The 22,511-nt window shown below is 58.2% G+C and carries 21 protein-coding genes; 15 read left to right on the plus strand and 6 right to left on the minus strand.

Going from position 1 to position 22,511, the window contains the following annotated elements; genetic code table 11:
• The first annotated feature begins 12 nt into the window (after positions 1 to 12).
• The 5 genes from GNZ12_RS17515 to GNZ12_RS17535 all read left to right on the plus strand — a co-directional run bounded on the left by GNZ12_RS17515 (position 13) and on the right by GNZ12_RS17535 (position 5,404).
• A complete protein-coding gene (locus GNZ12_RS17515) occupies positions 13 to 663 on the plus strand; it encodes a c-type cytochrome (protein ID WP_172311928.1) in 651 nt (216 codons plus the stop codon).
• A 45-nt stretch (positions 664 to 708) separates the two neighbouring features.
• Complete coding sequence (locus GNZ12_RS17520; RefSeq protein ID WP_172311930.1) at positions 709 to 1,560, plus strand: alpha/beta fold hydrolase; 852 nt, start codon at positions 709 to 711, stop codon at positions 1,558 to 1,560.
• A 195-nt stretch (positions 1,561 to 1,755) separates the two neighbouring features.
• Positions 1,756 to 2,217, plus strand: a complete 462-nt coding sequence (locus GNZ12_RS17525) for a (2Fe-2S)-binding protein (protein WP_172311932.1) — start codon at positions 1,756 to 1,758, stop codon at positions 2,215 to 2,217.
• Positions 2,214 to 4,457, plus strand: coding sequence for a xanthine dehydrogenase family protein molybdopterin-binding subunit (locus GNZ12_RS17530; RefSeq protein ID WP_172311934.1), 2,244 nt, complete (start codon positions 2,214 to 2,216; stop codon positions 4,455 to 4,457). Before GNZ12_RS17525 ends, GNZ12_RS17530 begins: the two co-directional genes overlap by 4 nt.
• Before the next feature lie 41 nt (positions 4,458 to 4,498).
• On the plus strand, positions 4,499 to 5,404 hold the full coding sequence (locus GNZ12_RS17535) for a LysR substrate-binding domain-containing protein (protein ID WP_172311936.1): 906 nt from the start codon (positions 4,499 to 4,501) through the stop codon (positions 5,402 to 5,404).
• Positions 5,405 to 5,511: 107 nt separating this feature from the next.
• Here the strand turns inward: GNZ12_RS17535 and GNZ12_RS17540 are convergent, their stop codons facing one another.
• Positions 5,512 to 6,456, minus strand: coding sequence for a LacI family DNA-binding transcriptional regulator (locus GNZ12_RS17540; protein WP_235993780.1), 945 nt, complete (start codon positions 6,454 to 6,456; stop codon positions 5,512 to 5,514).
• A gap of 377 nt (positions 6,457 to 6,833) precedes the next feature.
• Here GNZ12_RS17540 and GNZ12_RS17545 point away from each other — a divergent pair, with 377 nt between their 5' ends.
• Positions 6,834 to 7,781 (plus strand): ABC transporter substrate-binding protein, encoded by a 948-nt coding sequence (locus GNZ12_RS17545; RefSeq protein ID WP_172311940.1) that lies wholly within the window; start codon positions 6,834 to 6,836, stop codon positions 7,779 to 7,781.
• Positions 7,782 to 7,858: 77 nt separating this feature from the next.
• On the opposite strand, the gene GNZ12_RS17550 is transcribed toward GNZ12_RS17545, so the two are convergent.
• A complete protein-coding gene (locus GNZ12_RS17550) occupies positions 7,859 to 8,338 on the minus strand; it encodes a RidA family protein (RefSeq protein WP_235993781.1) in 480 nt (159 codons plus the stop codon).
• Between the two features lie 349 nt (positions 8,339 to 8,687).
• Here GNZ12_RS17550 and GNZ12_RS17555 point away from each other — a divergent pair, with 349 nt between their 5' ends.
• Positions 8,688 to 10,037 (plus strand): MFS transporter, encoded by a 1,350-nt coding sequence (locus GNZ12_RS17555; protein ID WP_172311942.1) that lies wholly within the window; start codon positions 8,688 to 8,690, stop codon positions 10,035 to 10,037.
• A 194-nt stretch (positions 10,038 to 10,231) separates the two neighbouring features.
• Positions 10,232 to 10,396: a hypothetical protein gene (locus GNZ12_RS17560; RefSeq protein ID WP_172311944.1), complete on the plus strand. Its 165-nt coding sequence runs from the start codon at positions 10,232 to 10,234 to the stop codon at positions 10,394 to 10,396.
• A gap of 652 nt (positions 10,397 to 11,048) precedes the next feature.
• On the opposite strand, the gene GNZ12_RS17565 is transcribed toward GNZ12_RS17560, so the two are convergent.
• From GNZ12_RS17565 to GNZ12_RS17575, 3 genes are all read right to left on the minus strand, one after another.
• The gene (locus GNZ12_RS17565; RefSeq protein WP_328806027.1) at positions 11,049 to 11,459 is read right to left on the minus strand and encodes a DoxX family protein; all 411 of its coding nucleotides are present in this window, start codon (positions 11,457 to 11,459) and stop codon (positions 11,049 to 11,051) included.
• The gene (locus GNZ12_RS17570; protein ID WP_172311948.1) at positions 11,423 to 12,868 is read right to left on the minus strand and encodes an amidohydrolase family protein; all 1,446 of its coding nucleotides are present in this window, start codon (positions 12,866 to 12,868) and stop codon (positions 11,423 to 11,425) included. Before GNZ12_RS17570 ends, GNZ12_RS17565 begins: the two co-directional genes overlap by 37 nt.
• 105 nt (positions 12,869 to 12,973) lie before the next feature.
• Positions 12,974 to 14,482 carry an aldehyde dehydrogenase family protein gene (locus GNZ12_RS17575; RefSeq protein WP_235993782.1) on the minus strand — a complete coding sequence of 503 codons (1,509 nt, stop codon included), beginning with the start codon at positions 14,480 to 14,482 and terminating at the stop codon, positions 12,974 to 12,976.
• Between the two features lie 489 nt (positions 14,483 to 14,971).
• Here GNZ12_RS17575 and GNZ12_RS17580 point away from each other — a divergent pair, with 489 nt between their 5' ends.
• Positions 14,972 to 16,027 (plus strand): LacI family DNA-binding transcriptional regulator, encoded by a 1,056-nt coding sequence (locus GNZ12_RS17580; RefSeq protein WP_328806028.1) that lies wholly within the window; start codon positions 14,972 to 14,974, stop codon positions 16,025 to 16,027.
• Between the two features lie 16 nt (positions 16,028 to 16,043).
• Here GNZ12_RS17580 and GNZ12_RS17585 read toward each other — a convergent pair whose 3' ends face one another.
• Entirely contained in the window at positions 16,044 to 16,961 is a 918-nt protein-coding gene (locus GNZ12_RS17585) for a LysR substrate-binding domain-containing protein (protein WP_172311950.1), read from the minus strand.
• Positions 16,962 to 17,155: 194 nt separating this feature from the next.
• Between GNZ12_RS17585 and GNZ12_RS17590 the strand changes: the two genes are divergently transcribed.
• From GNZ12_RS17590 to GNZ12_RS17615, 6 genes are all read left to right on the plus strand, one after another.
• The gene (locus tag GNZ12_RS17590) at positions 17,156 to 17,884 is read left to right on the plus strand and encodes an isochorismatase family protein (RefSeq protein ID WP_172311952.1); all 729 of its coding nucleotides are present in this window, start codon (positions 17,156 to 17,158) and stop codon (positions 17,882 to 17,884) included.
• A gap of 123 nt (positions 17,885 to 18,007) precedes the next feature.
• Complete coding sequence (locus GNZ12_RS17595) at positions 18,008 to 18,898, plus strand: pirin family protein (protein ID WP_172311954.1); 891 nt, start codon at positions 18,008 to 18,010, stop codon at positions 18,896 to 18,898.
• A gap of 167 nt (positions 18,899 to 19,065) precedes the next feature.
• A complete protein-coding gene (locus GNZ12_RS17600; protein ID WP_172311956.1) occupies positions 19,066 to 20,049 on the plus strand; it encodes a fumarylacetoacetate hydrolase family protein in 984 nt (327 codons plus the stop codon).
• Positions 20,050 to 20,086: 37 nt separating this feature from the next.
• Positions 20,087 to 20,647, plus strand: a complete 561-nt coding sequence (locus tag GNZ12_RS17605; RefSeq protein ID WP_172311958.1) for a VOC family protein — start codon at positions 20,087 to 20,089, stop codon at positions 20,645 to 20,647.
• Positions 20,648 to 20,728: 81 nt separating this feature from the next.
• Positions 20,729 to 21,094, plus strand: a complete 366-nt coding sequence (locus GNZ12_RS17610) for a hypothetical protein (RefSeq protein ID WP_172311960.1) — start codon at positions 20,729 to 20,731, stop codon at positions 21,092 to 21,094.
• A 112-nt stretch (positions 21,095 to 21,206) separates the two neighbouring features.
• On the plus strand, positions 21,207 to 22,508 hold the full coding sequence (locus GNZ12_RS17615) for a TolC family protein (RefSeq protein WP_172311962.1): 1,302 nt from the start codon (positions 21,207 to 21,209) through the stop codon (positions 22,506 to 22,508).
• Positions 22,509 to 22,511: the final 3 nt, after the last annotated feature.

Raw genomic sequence — 22,511 nt, forward strand, 5'->3', positions numbered from 1 at the left:
TTGGACACGTCAATGGAAAGAGATTCAGTGATTTCCCGCATCACAACGAGTTTCGTTGCTGGCACGCTGTTCTGCCTCTTAGCGACGAATAGCCATGCAGTGGATGTTTCTTCTGCCCGTGTACATGACCTTGTGACGCAACGCTGCGCAGCGTGCCACGCTGTCGATGGCAATAGTGTCGTCGGCTTCTATCCGCGGCTTGCAGGACAGAATCCGGAATATCTTCTCCAGCAACTGAACATGTTCAAAGGTTCGGATGGACATCCGCCCCTTCGTCACAGCCCCTCTATGGAGCCGGAGGTCGCGGACCTGTCAGAGGACGACATCCGCGCGCTAGCGAGCTATTACTCCGCACAAGTCCCTAAAAATAGCGAGCCCGTCGCTGCCGCTACGCCAGCGCTTGGTCAAAAGGTTTATACGGCAGGCAGCGAAGCCGGCGCGCCGGCCTGTATTGCATGCCATGGTGCCAATGGTGCTGGTGTGCTGGGAGCATTCCCTCGTCTTGCAGGCCAGCATCCAGAGTATGTCGAAACAGAACTGCGCAGCTACAAGGAAGGGCGCCGGGGAGGGAAGGGCAAAGCGATGACCACCATAGGACCGCTGCTTTCGAACGACGAAATCAGGGCGGTGGCCGCTTATGTGTCGGCCTTGAAGACGCCTTGAAAATTCGGATTATTGGGTAAGTAGAGTAGCGAGCCAGAGGCTCAAATGGCGTCAAGTGACGATATACATCGTCGGGCGCTGTGTGTTGACAATAAGAGGCTGGGTATCATGCCGTTTTTCAATTGCGATGGGCAAAGATTGTGGTACGTCGATACGGGCAACGCTACCGGTCCCGCGGTCGTCTTCTCTCATGGTTTCCTAATGGACGGATCGATGTTCGCAACGAACATCGAGGCGCTTAGGAGCGACTTTCGCTGCATTGTGTGGGATCAACGCGGCTTCGGGCAGACCGGTGCCGTCGACAAGCCATTTACCTTCTGGGATTCTGCACGCGACCTGCTCGCGCTCCTCGATCACCTCGAGATTGGCTCTGCAGCACTCGTCGGGATGTCACAAGGAGGCTTTCTGTCTATGCGTGCGGCGTTGCTCGAGCCAGATCGCGTGCGTGCGCTCGGGCTGATTTCGACTCGCGCCGATGTTGATGTGCAACCGGTGATCGATTCATTCGTGCAATTGAAGCAGATGTGGGCTGACAGCGGCGCCGCGCTTGTTGCGGACCATCTTCGCTCGCTATTGATAGGCGGTGATTTCGATGCTTCGAGGTGGACGCGTGCATGGCATCAAATGCCTAAAGCTGGGTTCGAGTATCCGGTAGACGCATTGACCGGCCGCGACGATATCACGCTACGGCTTCAGAAGATCACCTGTCCAGCGATCGTTTTTCACGGTAGCAACGATCCGGCAATCGACATTGCACATGGACGCTCGCTGGCACTTGGATTGCCGAATACCAAGGGTTTTGTGACGGTCGACGGCGCCGGACACGCTCCGAATTTGACGCATCCACAATTTGTTAATGGGCTGCTGCGGGAATTTCTATTGCGCTACATGAGCTGACAAGCGTCATTCGTCCCGCCGACCGGATGTTGCGTCCAACGTATGGGCCGTCCGCGGGCACGATCTGCGTTTAGAGTTCGTCGTGGAACCTGAGTGAGTGCGGCCCAGCCCGGGTCCGGGTGGACACGCCGCACTTTCTGCCCCGGAGTCGAAAGGGAATATCCATGGGACCCCCACTTTTTTGACGGAGCGAACGTGCCTCTGACGATCGTTGTCAACAGACAGCCGCACGCGGTGAATTCGAGTCCTGATACGCCGTTGCTGTATGTGCTGCGAAACGAACTGCAGCTTAACGGCCCGAAGTTCGGCTGTGGTCTGGCGCAGTGCGGCGCATGCACCGTGCACCTCGGCGACGACGCAGTGCGCTCGTGCGTGTTGCCGGTGTCGGGTGTGGCTCTGCCCATCACGACGGTGGAGGGCCTGGCGGCCCAGAATCCGCCGAACCCGCTGATCGCCTCTTTTGTAAAGCATCAGGCGGCGCAATGTGGTTATTGCATTAGCGGAATGGTGATGACATCCGCTGCATTGCTTAAACAGAAGCCGCATGCCACCCGGGCGGAAATCATTGCGGCGCTCGATGGAAACCTTTGTCGCTGCGGCACGCATCTGCGTATTCTCGAGGCTGTGGAAGATGCGGCTGGAGGAAAACAGTCGTGACTAGCCGCCGGCGGTTTCTTAAGCTTGGCGGCGGACTCGCCGTTTCGTTCGCGCTGCCATTGTCGCTGAGCTGGCCAGCGTTGAACGTGGAGGCTGCCGGCGAAGCCGGGGCCGGCTCTAGCGATGCGAGAGCTTCAGCGAAATCGCAGGACGCCGCACAAGTGTCGGCGTGGCTTGCAATTGATAAGCGCGGAAACGTAACGCTTTACGCCGGTAAGGTCGAGTTGGGGACAGGTGTGCAGACTGCGCTTGCGCAACTCGTTGCGGAAGAACTGGATGTGCCGATTGAGAGTGTGACCGTGAGTATGGGCGACACTTCAGTGGCGGTTGATCAGGGGCCAACAATCGGCAGCCTGTCGATGCGAGTGAGCACGTTACCGGTGCGCCGGGCGGCCGCGACTGCGCGTGCGCATATCGTTGTTGAGGCGTCGAAAGTCATGGGCGTGCCTGTCAACCAGTTGTTGACTCGCGATGCACATGTATATGAGAGCGCCGATTCAGGGCGCACGATGGCTTATAGCGATTTAATACCTGAGGAATGGGCGACGTTGCCGGTCGATGAAACGGTCGTCATGAAAGAGCCCCGCGCGTTCGCCGTGATCGGCAAGCCGGTGCCTCGCCTCGAACTGCCGGCAAAAGTGGCCGGCGCGCACACCTACCTGCAAAATGTGCGGCTTCCGGGCATGGTACACGCACGCGTGATTCATCCGCCGCTCAACGGCGCTACGCTGGCGACGGTAGATCGGAAGAGCGTCGCTGATATGCCAGGTTTGATCGACGTTGTCGTCAAGCAAAACTTCGTTGCGGTCGTCTGCGAACAGGAATACCAGGCGGTCTCCGCATCGCGCGCGTTGACCGTCGAATGGACGCTACCGAAAAACGCAATCGACGGCACGGCTGTGTATGATGCGATGCGCGCGGAGCAGGGTTTCGACGCCGAACTGCGCAAGAATGGTGACGCTGACGCGTCATTCGAACAATCCAGTAAGCGTCTGAGCGCGACTTACCGGACGCCGTACCTGACCCACGGTTCGATCGGGCCATCGTGCGGTGTTGCAGACGTCAAGCCGGACTTCGCGATCGTGTGGTCCGCGACGCAGGGTTCGTTTCCGCTGCGGGATGCCATCGCCGTGTTGATCGGCATGTCAAAGGACAAGGTGCGTGTCGTGTGGACGGAGGGCGCCGGCTGCTATGGTCACAATGGCGCCGATGACGCATCGGCCGAGGCTGCACTGCTGTCTCAGGCGCTCGGTCGCCCGGTTCGGGTGCAATGGATGCGCAACGATGAGCATGGTTGGGACCCGAAATGTCCAGCCGCAGAAGCGCAAATCAAAGGTAGTGTGAGCGCGGATGGGAAGGTGGAAAGCTGGTCGTACACGATGTCGACGCCGACCCATATTTCCCGGCCGATGGGTAGCGCAGGAAACCTTTTGCCGGGAAGACTGATGGGTCTGCCGCCCAAGCCGATACGCATCGGTGGAGACCATTGCGCGAGAACGCTTTACCACTTCCCGAACGAACGCGTCGCGGTGCGCTGGCTGCCTGACGGCCCGCTGCGCCCATCGGCGATGCGCGGACTGGGTGCTGTCGCCAATACGTTCGCCAACGAATCGTTTCTCGATGAACTAGCCAGTCTGGCGGGGCGCGATCCGATTGAGTTCCGAATCACGCATCTAAGCGACGAGCGTGCGATCGCAGTTCTTCAGGAGGTGAAGGCGGCATCGAACTGGAACGTCCGGCGTGCGCACGTAGGCAAAGCGGATGCATCGGTTCGCGAAGGCGTCGGCGTCGCTTTTGCGGAACTTGAGCCTGGTGGCGCCTATGTGGCATCGGTGTGCTGCGTGGAGGTGGACGTTCATAGCGGCGAGACCCGAGTGACATGCGTATTTGTCGCACATGATTGCGGGTTGATTGTGAATCCGGATGGTCTGCGCAACCAGATCCAGGGGTGTGTGATTCAGACCCTCAGCCGTTCGCTCAAGGAAGAAGTGCGCTTCAACCGGAAGGAAATGCTGTCGCTCGACTGGGCTAGCTATCCGATCCTGCGTTTCAGCGAGTTGCCGTCAGAGGTAACGATTTCGCTGGTGAATCGTGTCGACCGATCACCGGTCGGGGCCGGCGAACCGACGGCGCTGACGATCGCACCTGCCGTCGGCAATGCAATATTTCATGCGACAGGCGTTCGACTCAGAAAAACGCCTTTTACCGCTGAGGAGTTCAAGGCAGCGCAGAAGGCTTGAACGCTACCACGTACCCTGGTGGAGTTGAGCAATCAAGGACTATGCTGGATCTAAACGACTTCTATTACTTCGTGAGTGTTGTAGATCGTGGCGGGATGACGGCAGCGAGTCGCAGCCTTTCGGTGCCCAAATCAACAATTAGCTATCGTATCCAGCAGCTGGAGGCGTCGCTGGGGGCACGTTTGATTAACAGAACCACACGACAGTTCAGTGTGACGGACGCCGGCCTGGAGTTCTACAAGCACGCAGCGCTGATGTTGGAGAAGGCGCAAGCAGCGGAAGCGATCGTCAAGGGGCGGCTAGTTGAACCCGGCGGCATCGTCCGGGTCACCACGGCGGTTGCAATCGCGGAGTTTGCAACCGCCAAGGTATTGCCGGAATTTCTGGGTAGATACCCGAAGATTAATGTCATCCAGCACGTAACAGATGCCTCCGTAGATATCGTTGCAGAAAATTTTGACCTTGCTATAAGGGCGCACTCGAATTCGTTACCGGACTCAAACCTTATAAAGCGAACGCTAGGTTTTGCGCCTTGGCGTCTGTTCGCAGGTCAACGTTACGTTAAAGAGTTCGGGATGCCGAATAGTCCAGAACAACTTGCCCACCACAATGGTCTTTTCATGATGCGCACCGGCGTTCAGCCCACGTGGCTGCTGCGACGTTCTGACGGTATCGAACATCGGGTGCCTCTTCGGCCGCGCGTGATGACCAACGACATGGTCGGCCTGAAGGCCGCAGCGCAGATGGGCCTGGGAATCGTCGCCCTGCCAGCCTATATCTGCCGTGAGGATGTCATCTCCGGCAGGCTTCAGCCTGTACTTCCGGAATGGTCCGCAGGTGAGTCGACCCTTACTGCTCTGTTGCCGTTCCGGCATGGGGTATTGCCTTCGGTCCGGGCGTACCTGGACTTTCTGATAAGTGAGATTCCAAAGGCACTAGTCTTCTAGGTGGGCCTGGGGAGATGGGGTTGATCGAGAAAATGGAATCCTGATTCCTCGACGGCTTGATGTGTGGCCGGTCACGTTCACGCGTGCTCCGGCCGCAAGCACTATGGTCATCGCGCGATCGTGGATTCGCGGACGACGAGTTCAGGCCTCAGCACAATGTTGACGTTTGCCTTTGTACCGCCATCGAGATTTTCCAGCATCAAGATCGCAGCACGAACGCCCATTTCATAAAGAGGGATGCGTACGGTAGTCATCGGAGGCGCAACGGAATCCATCAGCGGCATATCGTTGTGGCCGACCACCGAAATGTCCTGAGGGCACCGGAGACCGCGTGCGCGAATGGAGTCATAGCAGCCTAGCGCAAGCAGGTCGTTGGCGGCGACGATCGAGGTGATTCCGGGATGGAGTTCAAGCAGCATGTCGCATGCGGCACAACCTTCGTCACGGGAGAACGCTTTGGACTCGGCCACCGGACATTGGGTTTTTTTTAAACCCTTCTCTCGGATTGCATCAAGGAAACCCAGGCGGCGCTCGTACCCAGTTGAGAGATCACTCGGGCCGGCGACGTGAGCAATGGCAGTATGACCAATCTTCACCAAGTGCGTGACCGCCTGTAGCATCGCTAACTGGTTGTCACTGACAACACAGGAAGCGCGGCCACTGTCTTCGCTTCGATTGACTACTACTACCGGTATTCCCACCTCGAGACAATGTTCGAGGATGGGGTCGTCGCGGCCAGAAGTCGCCAGGATCAGGCCGTCAACCTGACGCCCGACCATCTGATCGATAACGAACCGTTGCCGTTCCGTTCCACCTTCGGCATTTGCGATCAATGGAATGAATCCCTTTTTGGCGAGTTCATCCTCAATGCCGCGCAGAATTGGTGGAAATACCTGGTTAGCAATATCCGGCAGCACGACGCCAATGATGCAGGAACAATTAGTGCGAAGCGTGGCAGCGTTCCGGTTGGCGGAAAAATTCAGTTGTATTGCAGTACTGAGGACCTTGTCGACCACGTCATCGCCGATAAGATGGCGAGTCTTGGGGTTCATCACTCGCGAAACCGTGGACGTATGAACGCCAACGGATTCCGCTAATTCCCTGAGAGTCGTCCTCTTTCTTTGCGGCACATGTCCGAGGGTTGTTCGCTTTCGTTGCGTCATATTTACGATAACGCGGCGTCAGTCGCCGCACTCCAGCTAGTTAAGGGCGCAATTTCACCCGCGTGCGCCCGTACAAACAGGCGAAGTTTCAACATGAGCCAGATCGATTCTTCTGGCGAAATCGTATGCACTGCCGCCTTGAGGTTGACCTCAAGGCGTTCCAGTCAATCAGCATAACGGAGCGTCGTTTCTGCGTTGGCGCCTTGACGACGTGCAACTCCTCCGAGTAGCATGCAATCGATTGCAACAGCCAAACAGGGTGGCACGTGGAAGAGAATCTGAATGTTTTTACAGTCCTCGGCTTCGAGGGCGCGTTTAACCTGCCGATATGGGTCGGTCAAAGGCGGCAGTATTTCCGGAAGTACGGACTGCAAGTTGGTCTTGAGTATGTGAAGGGCTCCGTCGACATGATCGATCGCATGACGGCCGGCTCCGCGCACGTGGCTTTGACAAGCGTGGACAACGTACTCGCGTACAGGCGCGGGCAGGGGGAAACCGCGGACGGAAGTGCTCCCGATCTGGTTGCATTCATGGGAGGGGATCATGGCTTCCTGTCGTTGATGGCGAAACCGGAGGTCACGTCCGTGCCGCAGTTGCGAGGCAAAACGCTTTCGGTCGATGCACTGACAACCGGTTTTGCATTCGTGCTGCGGGAAATCCTTGTGGCGAACCAGATTGCGATGACCGACGTGAAGTTTGAGGCAGCTGGAGGCACGGGTAATCGCTATCGCGCGTTGGTCGCCGGAAAGCACGATGGGACGCTGGTGCGCACGCCTTTTGAGCGTTTGGCGGAGCGCCAGGGGCTCAACGTACTGTTGCGTGTCAAATCCCTGTTTCCAGACTACTTGGGGACTGTTGGTGCGGTCATGCATTCGTGGGCCTCGCGAAATCAGGATCGGTTGATCAGATTCATTCTGGCGTACCGTGAAGCGTTGAACTGGATTTTCGATGCGAGCAACAAAGAGGCTCTCGTCGAAATACTGCGAGCAGAGTTCGTTGAACTGACGGACGATGATGCCCGCGCCGTACTCGGGGACCTGGTGGATCCGATTTGCGGGCTCATTAGCGATATGAGCATTTCGGACGCAGGACTGGAGCAAGTCTCGCGCATTCGCGATGCCCATGCGCCCGTGTCGACGAACCGATCGTGCCAGGATTGTATCGATCGGCAATACCTTCGAACGGCGCAGAACTCGACTCGCTGGGCGCGTTAGGCTGCTGTGTCGCGTCAATGCAAAATGGGCGGGGATGCCTTCCATCTCCGCCCGCCAACTCGGCACCGTAGGTGCGCTTAGTCGACTACGGCAATCGCTTGTACCTCAAGCAGCATTTCCGGTTTGGCCAAACCTGCCACCGTAATCAACGCGCTCGCGGGAAAGTTGTCGCCAAAAATTTCCTTGCGGATTTTGGTGAGTTGATCGCCAAAGCGCGCATCGGTAATCGACACTGTCATCGTGACGATATCCGCGAGCGTACCGCCGGCTTGATCGAGTGTCTTGGCAATCCGGGAAAAGATCTCTCGTGCTTGCCCCGAAAAATCCCCGGCAAGGGAGTTGCCCTGTTCGTCGTCGACCACGGTTTGTCCCGCTAACCACACAATCTTGCCACCCTGCGTGATGACTGCGGGGGAGTACGCCCGCTCTTGTGCCGCATCGCGTTTGACATAGCTTCGAACATGTTTCTTCTGCGGATCATTTGCCATACATACCTCGCTTTCATTAAGTTGAATTGAACGTGAACGTGTTGCATCAGGGCCGTAAGCGCGCGTCATGGGCAGGTAGATGCAGCAGTCGCACGTGCCCAGGAGGCGGTCATAGGCAGGGCAGGATCGGAGCCGGTCACCTAGTCGCAGATACGATCCTGAATCTCACTCTCATCGCCGCCTGACTTTGCAAACGATTGCAGCATAGTCAACGGAGATCGAATTGTCAAAAGATCGCGTCATCGGGTTTACACTCACCTGATGCATCAAAACGTCTTGATTACAGCGATTTTTTTGGGGCATGTTCGAAGCGACTCCGCTGGTAAACCATAGTTCTTTAATGCAATCGATTGCATTAAATTTGCTGTGAAAGTTTTTTTGGCTGAACAGGCGTTTTGTACGCGACAGGAGCAATAGGATGCTAGCAACACAATCCATCTCGGTTAGATCGTTCATCAATGAACGAAAGATTTCAGGATTCCAGATCAGGACACTCGTTCTCTGTTTCCTGATCCTGGTTCTGGATGGCTACGATACGGTCGTCGTTGGCTTCATCGCCCCAGCACTCAGATCACATTTTGGGGTCAGCCCGGTGCAGTTCGCGCCTGTGTTCGGCGCCGGATTCCTTGGCCTTGCCATTGGTTCGTTTGTCTTCGGGCCTGTTGCCGACCGTTTTGGCCGTAAGGCCACGCTGATCTGTGCCGTACTCCTGTTCGGTTTGTTCAGCATTCTTTCGTCGCAGGCGTCGTCGATTGAAGCGCTGATCGCACTGCGTCTCGCGACCGGTCTGGGGTTGGGCGGCGCAATGCCTAACGCCTATACGCTGGCCGCCGAATATAGTCCTGACAGCATGCGCTCGACGCTTATCGCGCCCCTTGGATGCGGCATCTCTGCAGGTGGCGTGCTGGCTGGTCTCGTCGCGCCACATTTGGTAAGCAACTACGGTTGGCAGTCGATGCTGATCCTGGGCGGCGCACTACCTTTGTTGTTGTCCGTATTCCTGATCGTCTGGTTACCGGAGTCAGCGTGCTATCTGTTGACGCGTGGTCGCCAGTCCGACGCGCAGGCCATCATTCAGCGCATCGAGCCGCAGACCCCGCTGGGCAATACGCGCCTTACGCTTGATGAAGTAGCTGATCGTGGATTCCCGGTGAGCCATCTGCTGCGTTCCGGACTTCGCGGCGGTACCTTGCTCCTCTGGGTTACGGGATTCATGGCGTTGCTGGCCGTCTATTTTCTCGGTAACTGGTTGACCATGCTCATCCAGGAGAGCGGCGTGCCGTTTGGCCGTGCATCGCTCATGACTGCCCTCTATCTGACTGGCAACGGCCTCGGCGCGATTTTCCTCGGCTTCCTGATGGATCGGATGAATCCTCAGTACGTGGTCGCCGGCGCGTTCCTTTGCGCAGCAATCTGTCTCGCGTCGTTCGGTCATCTCACAGGAATTCCGGCACTTGCGCTGGTCGCGCTCTTCTTGACCGGTGTGGGCACCGGCGGCGCCATGACCGGGACCAGTATTTTGTCGACGAGCTTCTATCCGACGGCGACGCGTGCCACCGGCGTGGCGTGGACACTGGGGATGGGGCGGGTGGGATCGATCGTCGGTTCGATGATCGGTGGCATCATGCTCGCTGCGAAATGGGCACCTACGGTCATGTTCGCAGTAGTGTCTATTCCGATCGCAGTCGCAGCCGTCAGCGTCTACGGACTCGCACTCTATCGGAGACGGAATCCGGTGTCGGTAGCAACGGTTCTTTCAACGCGATGAGACAGTTGGGTGGTGAAAATTCGGGGCAGGTCATCAGTATTCTTAGATATTGCGGCCACTGTCGTTCGTCGGCAGATGGCCCGGCCTGTCCCGATGTGAAGATGCTTTGCGGTTGACAAGATGTTTGATGCTTTAGCGGACGCCCTGGCCAACAGTTCGGAGGAGGGCGTCCATTGTTCGTGACGACGGAGCATATGATCAAACAGCGTCAAGGCAAGATCGTCGAGAACCACACTTACTTGCTGATCGGCGGTGGTTGTGTGCGGCATATCTACACGGATTCGACGACGCTGGCCGCGACGCTCCGACGCGGTATCGTTGGTAGATTTGGCTTCGAAGAAATACAACGGCTCACATAGCGAACGTACGACGACTTGTTCATTCGGGAAGTTGTAAAGCGTCCTCGCACAGTGATCGCCTCAGATCCGGATCGCCCTGGGCGGCAAACCCGTTATTTGCCCGCGTAGCGGGTCCCGGCACTACGCGTCGGTCGGGGGCTTCCATTTTTTAGTCAAGGCGCGTGATGTGGCATCCGCTTGAAATTCCTGCTAGCTAACCACTGCAACAAAGTTGCGCATGACAACAACATCGATGAAGCAGGGCAATTCGGCAACAGTTTTGAGTGCCACCTTGGCTAGTGTTGAGCCTCTGATTGGCGGGCGAATGACACGTGCACGGGCCGGCCCGGATAGCCGAAGCTTCTGCAGGTAGGGATGACTTTCGGTAACTTTCCGCGGCAACTCCACACGAGGTAGTGGCTTGCCGATCGCGGAGAATTCAGGTGCCTGCTTGAGTGGTACTGTTTCGTCCACCGGCAAGGTGGTCCATCTTCTAGGGATCAGATCGGGATAGGCTGCGGAACGAATCGGATTGAGAGTCACGCACACGTACGGCGCGAGTGGACAGCCGGTTCAGGTGCCGTCCTCGCGAGCCCTCAAATACCCGGATGGTCGAGAAATCTGCGATTCATACCGGGTCGTGTGCAGCATTCCTGGGCGGCCTCATGACGCCTCATCCTGGCAGGATCCGGCCAGGCGCCAGGGTTTGTTCGAGAATGGCCACCAGAAGAAAGAGTAATACGAAGGGATATTGCATCCGCATCCATTCTTTCGATCTGGTGAACGACACAAGGATTCCCAGCGTGACCACCAGAAGAATCGAAGCCCCAAGCCACTGCGTTCTGGGTATGAACAACAAAATCGATCCAACGAATTCAGCGGTTGCGACTGTCATTCTGAGCCAGTCCGGGTAGCCCCATTTTGCGAACTCGGCGCGGATAGTCTGTGGACCTATCAGGTTGACGACGGCCGCTGCGAGGAAGGCGCAGACGACGATGATGTTCACATATTCCATGGTTCTAAATTTGTTGAGGTGATGGTGTCGGGCTAAATCAAAGCACGCGGATTGGAAATCGGGGGACACTTCTCTTTCCAGGTCATGTCGAGCCTGGAGGCAAGTCCGGCCTTCGAAATGATTTCAGATGCAAGCCGTTCAACGCTGCTGAGGATTTCCTTGCGGTCCTTGAACTTCGTGAAGTCTCCTTCGCGGAATACGATCTCGCCGTTGACCATGACATATTTCGCATCCGTTCCCTTGCCGGCACCGAGGAATGCGGACAGTGGACGTTGAAGTGAACCGACGTGGGGACCTCGCATGTCGAAGACCGCGATATCAGCCAGCTTTCCCGCCTCGAGTGAACCGAGTTCGTCGGCGAAGCCTAGAACGCGAGCGCCATTGATGGTCGCCATTTCCAGTGCCCGCTCGAACGGCATGCGTGTCGGATCCAGATGGCGTTGGTGTTGGAAGAGCACGCATGCCTTGACCTGCTCGAGCATATCGTTCGTGTAGTCGACCATGGCACCGTCGGTGCCGAGTGCCGTTGGAATACCCGCGCGCAGAGCATTTGCCGCGGGGGCGATGCCGCCGCCGCGCATGGCTTCGCTGGTTGGCGTGTACACCAGACCGGCACCCACGTCGGCCATTTGTTCAAGATCCAGTTCAGTGCAGTGGATGCCGTGGATCAACATCCATTGTTCATCAAGGACCCCGAGTTGCATGAGATACCGCACATCCGTGCGGCCGGTTTCCCGCAGATGCTTCAGGAAGCCTTTTTCTGTGGAGAACGTACCTGCCGCGGTGTGACTGCTGATGCGAACATTCAGCTTTCGTGCTAGTTCCGTGCCCCGGATGATGAGCTCTTCCGTGCTCATACCGGACGAAGTCCAATGGGCGTTGGCTTCGATGACCATGCCCATGCGAATCAGGCCGTCCTGTTTTCCGTCCCAGCGACGGATATCCTCTTCAACAGCTGCGAGTGATTCATCCAGGGAATGCGGGTGGTCGAGGAATCGGCTGTTGCGGCAGCGCAGCTCTTTGCCGAAAAATTGACGGATACCCACTTCCGCCTGGGACTCGACGCTCGACTTCACGATCGCTTCGTCACTTACCGACACAGAGTGATTAAATGATGTCGTCGTGCCGGTTGCGAGCATCTCGAGGGCGCATTGATATCCACTGAGACGCATCGCGTCGTTCGACAGATGACGAACCAGAGGAAAAACCAGATCGTCGATCCAGTCTTCGAGTAGCATCCCGTCCGCGATACCCTTGAACATCGAGTACCACGGATGTTGATGCAGATTGATCAGGCCAGGAATGACCAGGCATCCGGTGGCATCGATGGTTTCGTCGAATCCATCGACCGGCGTATTTTCATACGCGTAGACGCCGGTGATGCGCTTGCCTTCGACCGCGACTGCGCCGCGCTCGAATACCTCACGCTCTGCGTTGACGGTGACGACGTAACCGTTCTTGATGAGAATTTTCTTCATTCTGTCTGTTCCTTAGTGCCTTGAAGTGGACACCGGTGTCGTCCGTGTTTGCCTCCTGGGACGACACCCGCATGCCTTGCTAGCAGCAACCCGCTAGAGCATTGCTCAGTCTTTCGGCGGCCACGTTGGAATCGGTGCCTTTCCGGACGGGAAGCGGACGTTCTTCGAACGTACAAATTCCTTGAGCGTTTCAGTCGCGTTTTCACGGCCGAATCCGCTGCCTTTCACTCCACCAAACGGCGAGCCGAGGAATGCCCTGCGCATGTAGTTATTGACAAAGATCATCCCAACTTCGAGGCGAGGCGCGAGCTTCCACGCGCGATTCTCGTCTGTCGTGACAATTGCCGCGGTCAGTCCGTAGGCCGTGCCATTTGCGATCTCGACCGCTTCGTCCTCAGTTTTGAAGCGCATCAAGCAAGCGACAGGCCCAAAGATCTCTTCCTGTGCGACCGTCATCGTCGGCACGACATCGCCAAGTACGGTAGGTGGTACCCAGTATCCACGTTCGTATTGCGCGTCGGTCGGCAACTTGCCTTGCGTCACGAGCCTTGCGCCTTCACGCAGGGCGATGTCGATGTATCCCATCACGCGGTCGCGCTGCTTGCCGTCTACCATCGGACCGATATCCGTTTTCGGATCCAGTCCGTTGCCGACAACGAGCCTCTCGGTTGCACGCGCAAATTTGTCTTCGAACTCGGCGTAACGGGATTCATGGACGAGAATACGCGCCGTCGACGTGCATGCTTCCCCTTGGTTATAGAACATCCCCTCAAGGGCGACGTTCACGGCCACCTCCATGTCCGCGTCTTCCAGAATGAGAAGGGCGTTCTTGCCGCCCAGCTCCATGGTCGCGTAGGTGATGTTCTCCGCGGCGCTTTGCAGAACGCGACGGCCTGTAGCTGTTGCGCCAGTAAAGCTGATGCGTTCGACCTTGGGATGTGACGCCAGGGCGGGGCCGGCCTTGATGCCTGGAACGACGTTCAAAACGCCGGGCGGAAGAATCTGATTGGCCAGTTCGACCAGTCGCATGACGGTCAGCGGTGCCTGCTCACCCGGTTTCACGATGACGGTATTTCCGGCGGCCAGTGCCGGCGCGGACTTTTTCGCAAAGTGAATCGGCGGCCAGTTGAACGGAAGGATGGCCGCGACCACGCCATACGGTTCAAACAGCACGCGCGCCTCAATCGCACCTTGGTCAAGGATTTCACCATGGAGCGTATCGGCCAGACCTGCGAAATAGTCGAAGCATGCGTGACAGTAAGAGACGTCAAAGCGAAGCGCGTCACGTTTTGGCTTCCCGACTTCACGGGCCTCGAGTTCAGCGAGTTCGTCGGCGTGTTCGCGAATCTTCGCTGCAACTTGATGCAACAACTGCGCGCGCTCGCGTGGCGAACGCTGGCACCAGTCATTTTCGTACGCTTGTCGGGAATCTGCGACCACTTGGCCTACGAGCGTTTCGTCTGCGGATACCACTCGTCCCAGTGGGTTCGCGGTCGCGGCTTCCTCGACGACAAAGAACGCTTGGTCACCGTTAGCCTCAACGACTTTGCCGCCAAGGATGGCACCCCAGTACGGGCGATTCAGATTCGATCTGTCCAGCGTAGCTTCAGCCATTTGGCCATCTCCTTACAATCGATTGCAAAAATGAAATAGCAGTGACATAGGGACTACGTTGGGTAGGTGCAACTGAGTCGTCACTGCGAAGAGCCTTGTCGTGCCTGCCATAGCGGGTTATGGGCAAAGCCGGACGAATGGCGCACGGCACGGCAGCACGATGGGCTTCCGAGTGAAATGTACTGCAATCGATTGCAGAGAGCAAGCCAAAAATTGGGATCCTTCGCGAGACAGTTTGACGACCGTGGCCAACTCACCTTAATGACTTTGCAAGGTTAGGGGCGGACCGTGCCTTTCTGCCCGTCCCTGGATGACCGACCTTCGGTTTGTTTGCCTTTTGGGGCACGACTGATACAATCGATTGCAAGGTAGTTGCACGCCCAGCTACGTGCGCGTACCGACCATTCCGGTTAGCGTGGCCCGTTTTGTCGCTTGCCCGCTCACGGGCTGGCCCGGCCATATTACAGACTGAACTAGAGCAGGCTTGTCGTGAAAGAGAAAACAACTCAACCTGCCAATCGGCGGCCAGTCACCATGAAACAGGTCGCCGAACTCGCCGGGGTCCACGTTTCAACGGTTTCGCGCGCATTGAATCCGGCGACGCGTTCGGTTGTTGTGCCTGAGGCGGTGGCGCGAGTCATGAGGGCTGCCAGCAAGCTCGGGTATCGGCTGGATCCTGTGGCGGCAAGTCTGCGAACCGGGCGCTCCAAACTGATTGGCATTCTGGTTCCCCAGATCGCAACGAGCGTATTTACCCCGATCCTGGCTGGAGCAACGGAACGCCTTGCCGCGCACGGGTACTTCGCAATCGTCGCTTACGTCGGTTCCGACTGCGAGACCCAATTGGAATTTGCGCACGGCCTCATTGCGCGGCGAGTCGACGGACTCATTCTCGCCACGGTGACGCGCCACGATCCGCTGGCGTCATTTTGTATCGAAAAAGGCGTGCCCACGGTGCTGGTCAACCGGGCGGAAGATGACGCAAGATTGTCGGCGGTCGTTTCTGATGAACTGCTTGGTGCCCAATTGGCCGTCGACCACCTGGTGGAATTGGGGCATGTCAAGATTGGCCATATTGCCGGTCCTCCAGATCATTCGACGGGGTTCCTGAGGCGTAAAGGCTTCGTGCAGGCACTCGCGTCACACGGTCTGGACGGCAATGGCGCACCTTGCGAGGTGGCTTCGACCTATACACGGGAACATGGGGCCGAAGCCATGAGGCGGCTGCTGAGTGCCCACCCGGATGTCACGGCGATCGTCGCTGCCAACGATTTGCTTGCGCTCGGGATGTACGACGCGTTGCGCGAAAGCGGACTGCAATGCCCTCGTTACCTGTCTGTGGTTGGGCACAACGATATGCCACTGGTAGACATGGTCGAACCGCCTTTGACGACCATCCGCATCAGCCATCAAGAAATGGGGCGGCAAGCGGCCGATCTTCTTGAGCAGGCGATTGACGATCGCGACCAGTCGGTGCGTAAAGTCGTGCTGCCACCCAGACTGATCGTCAGGGGCTCGACCGCCGCGCCTCGCAAGGGAAGGTGAGGGTGGCGCGCCGGCTTTAACTCAAAAGGGGCGGCAGTTCGTCCTTCAGAAAGTCGACCAGGGCGCGTACCGCAGGCATCATTCCGCGGCGCGTCGGGAACAGCACGGCCAATCGCCCCTCCCTGGGGCGCCACTCCGGCAGTACGACGCACAAAGTCCCACTTTCGATCTCACGCGTGCATGCATAGAGAGGCAGGCCCGCGATGCCCATTCCTGCCAACGCGGCTTCCTTCAGCGTCGCGATATTGTCGCTCTGCAGGCGCGGTTGAATAGTCCGCGTGGCAACTTCGCCATTTGCGCCGGTCAGGCGCAGTACGGTCGCCGGCTCATTGATCGACGCGTAGATCAACAGATCGTCGTGAGGTAGCGCGTCCGGTTCACCGATCATCCCGGTTCCGGCCAGATACGCAGGGCTAGCCACCAACCCCCAACGCGCAGTGCACAGCGGGGCCTGGACCAGACTGGAAGACTCCACTTCGAAACGCAGACCACGTACCACCACATCGACGTGCTCCTCGACGAGGTCAACTTGTCGGTTGCTGGCCTCGATTACCAGTCGGACCTTGGGGTAGCGCAACATGAAGCGGGGCAGCAATCTGGCCAGCACGATGTCCGTAATCGCGACGGGCAGGCTGGCCCGCACCAGTCCTGTGGGCTCGGCAGTCCGACGCCGAACCGCCTCTTCACCGGCCTGCGCTTCGGAAATCATGGCTCGGCAATGCGCGTAAAGCGCCTGGCCGGCGTCGGTCAAGCTAAGTCGGCGTGAGGTTCGTTGAAGCAGTCGAACGCCGAGGTTGGCTTCCAGATCGGTGATCCGTCGCGAGATATGGGATTTGCTTACGCCAAGCGCCTCTCCTGCCGCGGTAAAACCGTGATGCTCGATCACCTGAGCAAAAAGATAGAGGTCGTTCAGGTCAGAAGATACGGGCTTCATCCGACGTCCAGGTGTCGTTGGGTTGGCTTATTGATCGTTTCCTGTGAGAAACGATAGGTTGAGAAATACCATATTTATCGTTTGTCGTTGCGCAAATATGATTCATCTCAACCGGAGCAGATGTGCACCGGACAGTCCGGCGGGAGCGTCCATACGCCGATGCCGTATCCAAATGCCAACTGTGAATAACGATCATGAAAATCCTATCTCTCCTGAAAACCGCGGTTTTCGCCCTGGCTGTCGTCACTACCTCCGCCACGATGGTCCAGGCGGCCAGCGCAGCGCCTGCGACGAAGGCGGTCGCTCCTTCGGGTGCTCCGTACTCCTTGTTATCGCGAGACAACACGGTGCTGGTGCTGGTTGACCATCAGGTTGGCTTGTTCACCGGCGTGCGCGATATCGATGTCGGTCAGCTCAAGCATAACGTGGTGGCCTTGGCGAAAGCCGCGAAGACGCTCGGTATCCCGGTCATTGTCACCGCTACGATGCCCGATGGCATGTGGGGCCCCACCATCCCTGAACTGACTGCCGCGCTTCCCGGTGTCCCGGTGATCAGCCGGACCTCGATCAATGCCTGGGACGATCCGAATGTGCGGGCCGCCATCGAGAAGACTGGGCGCAAACAGATTCTGATCGCCGGCGTTTCGCTGGAGGTGTGTGCCACGTTCCCTGCGCTGTCGCTCAAGGCCGCAGGCTATGACCCCCGTGTGGTGCTAGACGCGTCGGGTACGTTTAGCGATGACAAGCGCACTGTGGGGCTGCAGCGCCTGGCGGGTGCTGGCATCCCGGTTACCGACTATGCCACCGCTGGTGTGGAAATGCTGCATGGCAACGACGATCCGAAGGCTCAGCAGGTGTATGCCGATCTTGATATGCCGTTCGCCAACCTGGTGTGGCAGTTGAAGAACGCTGCAAGCAAGTGAGGTAACGGTTCAATTCGCTGAGGACTGTCATCGTCCTCGTCTGAACCACCCCGAAGCCGTCCGGGCCGACATGGCCGGATGGTTTCGGAGCTGGACGTCACTGTAATAAGACGGAGTTTCACCATGAACAAGTTCCTGCACGTGTCGCATGTCGTCGCCGGTCAAGACATGACCATTGGCGAAGCGTTTCAGGCAAAACATTTTGAAGAGCGTGCGTTCGGCGGATTGATGGACCCCGTTGTCATGCTTGATCATTTTCACATGACGGCGCCTACCTTTGCGCCGCATCCGCATGCCGGAATCTCGGCGGTGACCTATGTGTTCGAGGACGCGACAGGCGCGCACGTCAATTACGATTCGCTTGGCAACCAAGGCCCCATCAATCCCGGTGCGTTGCATTGGTTTGCCGCGGGCCGCGGGGCGGTGCATACCGAGCAGCCCGAGGGCGAGGAGCAGCATGTTCACGCGCTGCAAATCTTCGTGAATCTGCCGGCCAGCAAGAAGTTTGACGCGCCCTATGCCGTTCACGTGGAGCCGCAGGACATCCCGGAGTTCAAAGCGCCCGGCGTTCGTGTGCGTGTGGTTGCGGGCAGCAGCAATGGCGTGAGAGCGGCCCACTCTGACCAACTACCCGAACCATTCACGTTGTTGGACGGCTTCCTTTCACGTTCATCTGCAGCTAGCCATGAGCTATTGCGTGGCTGGAACGGGTTGATTTACGCACTCACGGGAGCGTTACGGGTAGAAGTGGGGGGCGCGGTGCGACAGTTGATGGCTGGAGAGGCGGTCGGTGTGGCTCTAGACAAGGGTGCGACGGAGGACGGGGTAGCGATTCGGCTCGTCTCTGATGAAGGCAGCCATTTTGTCATTCTTTCCGGCCCGGCCTTGAATGAACCGATTGCCAAACACGGGCCGTTTGTCATGAATACCCGCGAGCAACTTGACGATCGGATCAGCGCTTTTCAGAACGGTGAATTCGGGCAACTCGTCATGCCGCAACCTGCCGCGCAGTGATCCTTCGCAAACCGCTGCGTCGATGGCGAGGAGACGCCCGTCGGACATGCCAAGGGGTAGTTCGTGTTCGCCAGGTGGAAATTGACGACGACGGCTCCAATGCAGCGCCTATGATCCAACGCACTCAATCGCGTTGATGAAACTTGGGATCAGGAGCTTGAACAGATATGAAGCTGGCGTCATTGCGTTCCGGACGGGACGGTGAATTGGTGGTGGTTAGTCGAGACTTGCGGCATGTTGTACGCGCGAGTTCGGTGGCGCGCACTTTACAGGCGGCGCTCGACGATTGGGATGAGACGGCTCCAGGGCTCGAGGCGCTCTATGCGGCGCTGAATGCGGGGAAGGCAGCAGGCGCCTTTGCTATCGAGTGGAGCGAAGTGGGGCCGCCTTTGCCGCGGAGCTATCAATACCTCGATGGCGCTGCCTATGTGAGCCATATCAAGCGCAACCGTGCTGCCCGCGGCGAGGCTCTTCCGGATGATTTGATGGACAAGCCGCTGGTCTACCAAGGTATTTCGCACGGATTTCTCGGCTGGGGAGACGACATCCCGTTGCCGTCAGAAGCCCTTGGAATTGATTTCGAAGCGGAGGTCGCCGCGGTGACGGGGGATGTTCCCATGGGTGTCAGTCCGCAGGAAGCGTGTTCTTATATTCGTCTGTTCGTGCTCCTCAATGACGTGTCATTGCGCGCGCTGATCCCCGCGGAGCTGAAGCGGACCTTTGGCTTTCTGACAGGCAAGCCTGCGTCGAGCCTGGGCCCGATTGCCGTGACGCCCGACGAATTGGGCCCGCTTTGGCACGAAGGGCTTGTGGGAGGGAGGATGCAGTGCTCGGTGCGCGGTGAAACGGTTGGCAGTATCGATACCGGTATAGATACGCCGTTTCACTATGGCGATCTGATCGCCCACGTTGCCCAAACGCGAGCGTTCGAGCCAGGCACGATCGTCGGACTTGGCACCGTGTCGAACGAGGATGAGTCGGTCGGGTGCGGATGCATTGGCGAGATCCGGGCGCTCGAGACATTGCGCGACGGCAAGGCATCCACGCCGTTCCTGAGTTTCGGGGATCGCGTGCGTATTGAGCACATTGATCGCGAAGGTCAGTCCACTTTCGGCTATATCGACCAGCGCTTCGTGTCGGCGGCACGATAAGTCGCGGCCGGCAGCGTTTCTGAAAGGAGAAAACATCATGCTTTGCAAGGGCTTGCATCACGCAGCGTTTCGCTGCCGGGACGCACGTGAGACGGTCGATTTTTACACGGAAGTGCTCGGTCTGAAGTTTATTCACGCGATGGGCGAGGATCACGTGCCTTCGACGGGCCTATATAGCCCGCACATCCACATCTTCTTCGAAATGGAGGACGGCGCCTGCATTGCATTCTTCGAGTTGCCGGCCGATGAGGGAGAGCCTTCAGGCAGAGATGCGGGGACACCGGACTGGGTGCAGCATTTTGCTTTTCGCGTCGCCGACAAAGCGACTGTCGAGCGAGCTAAGGAATCGCTGACGGGAAGGGGCATCCCGGTCGTAGGGCCGACTATTCATGATGATTTCCTGTACTCGATCTATTTCTTCGATCCGTCCGGGCATCGCCTTGAGTTGACGGCCGTAACTGCCACGGCGGAGCAGGACGCACAATTCCGCAAGGAAGCGATGGACGTCTTGCGCTTGTGGGAAACAACGCATGACTGGTCGCAGCGCGCCACCTTGTTTGGTGGCGCAAAAGGCTATCGGCGCGAAGGCTCCGCGTAGTGCTGGGGTAGACAGCGCACGCCGGTGCGCTGGTTAAAAAGCCGCAAACCAGATTGAAATGGCTGCGCTATACTCGCTGCGATGAAAATTCTGCGGACACTTCTCGTCTTGCTGCTGTGTGTGATGCTGCCCCTGAGTGGGCTGGCAGCCAGCGGCACGACTGGACAGTGCCCGATGGAATCCGCCACGACCAGCGACATCGCTGCCATGTCGGCCGATATGCCCGGCTGCGATTCGATGAGCCCAATGTCCAGCGAACAGGGTAAGTCGAAGGCATCGCTATGCAAGGTGAGTGCCCAGTGTCAGATGGGTAGCCTCTATCACCCCGTTTCTTCTCCCACCGTGACTCGACCCGCCGGGTCGTTTGTCCCCGTCAGCTTCCACTACGCACAGTCGCTCTCCATCCGCGCGCCGGATGGCCTCTGGCGTCCACCGCAGTCCCTCTAACTCCATCGTTCTGGTTCACCGCTTTTGCGCGGTGATGTCGTCCTGTTTCGGGACGTGAGTTCGTGTGTCCGCTCGCGCGGCTATACGCGGCTCGACCATTCGAGGTTAGAACATGCTTTCCATTATTGGCACGCCGGCATCCCGGCGCGCCTGGGCTCGCTCATGTGCTGTCCTTTTCGCGTTCGGCCTGTTGGCTGGCCACGCGGCGCACGCCCAAGACGCGGGCTTGACGCTTGACGCGGCGCTTCAAATAGCCACCAACCGCTCGTCTTCGATCCAGGCTGCGCAAGCCTCGGTTCGGGGAAGTGCGGACGTGGTTGTCAAAGCCGGTCAACTACCCAATCCCACCCTGAATCTGAGTGTCCAGGACCTCCCTGTCAATGGACCCAATGCCTTCACCATCGGGCAGGACAATTTCACGATGGGCGGCATCGGCATCCAGCAGGAATGGGTGTCTCCGGAAAAGCGCCGACTGCAGACAACGCTCGCCGATCGTGCTGTAGAGCGCGACCAATCGACGGTCCTTGAAAAGGTGGCCGAGGTCCGTCAGCAAGCGGCCATGGCCTGGCTGAACGCCATCTATGCAAAAAAAGCCGTCGCCCTGAGCCAGGCGCTGGTGGACCATCTGAGCGAGGAGCTTACGGCAAGGCAGGCGTCCTACCGTGGCGCAAAAGGGACGGCGGTCGACGTCGCCCAGGCCAGCCTGACGCTCGGGAATGCGCGTGACGAACTGATCAATGCGCAGCAGGACGAGAAGACCGCGTTGATTGCGTTGTCGCGCTGGACGGCGGCAGGCAACGTGCTGGAAGTCGCCGGTACCCCACCGGAACTTGAGTCACAAGTGTCCCGTTTAAGCGTCGAGCAACTCGCTCAGGTCCAGCCTTCGTTGATCGCGGCCCGCGCAGCCATCTCGCTGGCCGATGCCGACACGGACGTTACCCGAAGCAACAGGAGCACGAACTGGACCTGGGGGCTGACCTACTTCAAGAGCGGCGGGAAGTTCCCGGACTACGTGTCCGTAGGCGTTTCCATCCCTTTGCCGATCCACCGCCGGAACGTCGAAGACCGCGACGTCGAGCAAAAGTCCGAGATGGGTACGCAGGCACGGCTCACTTACGAAGACACCGAGCGCCAGGTCGTCGCTGATATCCAGAGCCTGACGGCAAAGCTCGCCGGTGGCCGGGAACGTCTGGCCAATGCAAAGCAAACCGTTCTTCCCGCAGCTAAGCAAAAAGTGCAGCTGGCCAATGCCGCCTACCGGTCGGGTGCCGGCACGCTTGCTGATGCGTTGGACGCGAGACACGTGCAGCTCGAAGCGGACCTTCAGGTATTGAACCTTGAACGGGAAGTTTCCCTCGTCTGGGCGCAGCTGGAATACCAGGTTCTGCCGCCCGACATGACCTCCGGCCAGTAAAGA

Origin of the sequence: Paraburkholderia solitsugae (genome assembly GCF_013177695.1) — a bacterium.
Classification (GTDB): domain Bacteria; phylum Pseudomonadota; class Gammaproteobacteria; order Burkholderiales; family Burkholderiaceae; genus Paraburkholderia; species Paraburkholderia solitsugae.

What these genes read in the sequence shown, in the direction of transcription:
- GNZ12_RS17535 (WP_172311936.1), top strand. Translation starts at nt 4,499, where the DNA reads ATGCTGGATCTAAACGACTTCTATTACTTCGTGAGTGTTGTAGATCGT.
- GNZ12_RS17560 (WP_172311944.1), top strand. Translation starts at nt 10,232, where the DNA reads ATGATCAAACAGCGTCAAGGCAAGATCGTCGAGAACCACACTTACTTG.
- GNZ12_RS17590 (WP_172311952.1), top strand. Translation starts at nt 17,156, where the DNA reads ATGAAAATCCTATCTCTCCTGAAAACCGCGGTTTTCGCCCTGGCTGTC.
- GNZ12_RS17570 (WP_172311948.1), bottom strand. Translation starts at nt 12,868, where the DNA reads ATGAAGAAAATTCTCATCAAGAACGGTTACGTCGTCACCGTCAACGCA.
- GNZ12_RS17605 (WP_172311958.1), top strand. Translation starts at nt 20,087, where the DNA reads ATGCTTTGCAAGGGCTTGCATCACGCAGCGTTTCGCTGCCGGGACGCA.
- GNZ12_RS17540 (WP_235993780.1), bottom strand. Translation starts at nt 6,456, where the DNA reads ATGAACCCCAAGACTCGCCATCTTATCGGCGATGACGTGGTCGACAAG.
- GNZ12_RS17575 (WP_235993782.1), bottom strand. Translation starts at nt 14,482, where the DNA reads ATGGCTGAAGCTACGCTGGACAGATCGAATCTGAATCGCCCGTACTGG.
- GNZ12_RS17555 (WP_172311942.1), top strand. Translation starts at nt 8,688, where the DNA reads ATGCTAGCAACACAATCCATCTCGGTTAGATCGTTCATCAATGAACGA.
- GNZ12_RS17615 (WP_172311962.1), top strand. Translation starts at nt 21,207, where the DNA reads ATGCTTTCCATTATTGGCACGCCGGCATCCCGGCGCGCCTGGGCTCGC.
- GNZ12_RS17595 (WP_172311954.1), top strand. Translation starts at nt 18,008, where the DNA reads ATGAACAAGTTCCTGCACGTGTCGCATGTCGTCGCCGGTCAAGACATG.
- GNZ12_RS17600 (WP_172311956.1), top strand. Translation starts at nt 19,066, where the DNA reads ATGAAGCTGGCGTCATTGCGTTCCGGACGGGACGGTGAATTGGTGGTG.
- GNZ12_RS17550 (WP_235993781.1), bottom strand. Translation starts at nt 8,338, where the DNA reads ATGACGCGCGCTTACGGCCCTGATGCAACACGTTCACGTTCAATTCAA.
- GNZ12_RS17585 (WP_172311950.1), bottom strand. Translation starts at nt 16,961, where the DNA reads ATGAAGCCCGTATCTTCTGACCTGAACGACCTCTATCTTTTTGCTCAG.
- GNZ12_RS17515 (WP_172311928.1), top strand. Translation starts at nt 13, where the DNA reads ATGGAAAGAGATTCAGTGATTTCCCGCATCACAACGAGTTTCGTTGCT.
- GNZ12_RS17610 (WP_172311960.1), top strand. Translation starts at nt 20,729, where the DNA reads ATGAAAATTCTGCGGACACTTCTCGTCTTGCTGCTGTGTGTGATGCTG.
- GNZ12_RS17520 (WP_172311930.1), top strand. Translation starts at nt 709, where the DNA reads ATGGCGTCAAGTGACGATATACATCGTCGGGCGCTGTGTGTTGACAAT.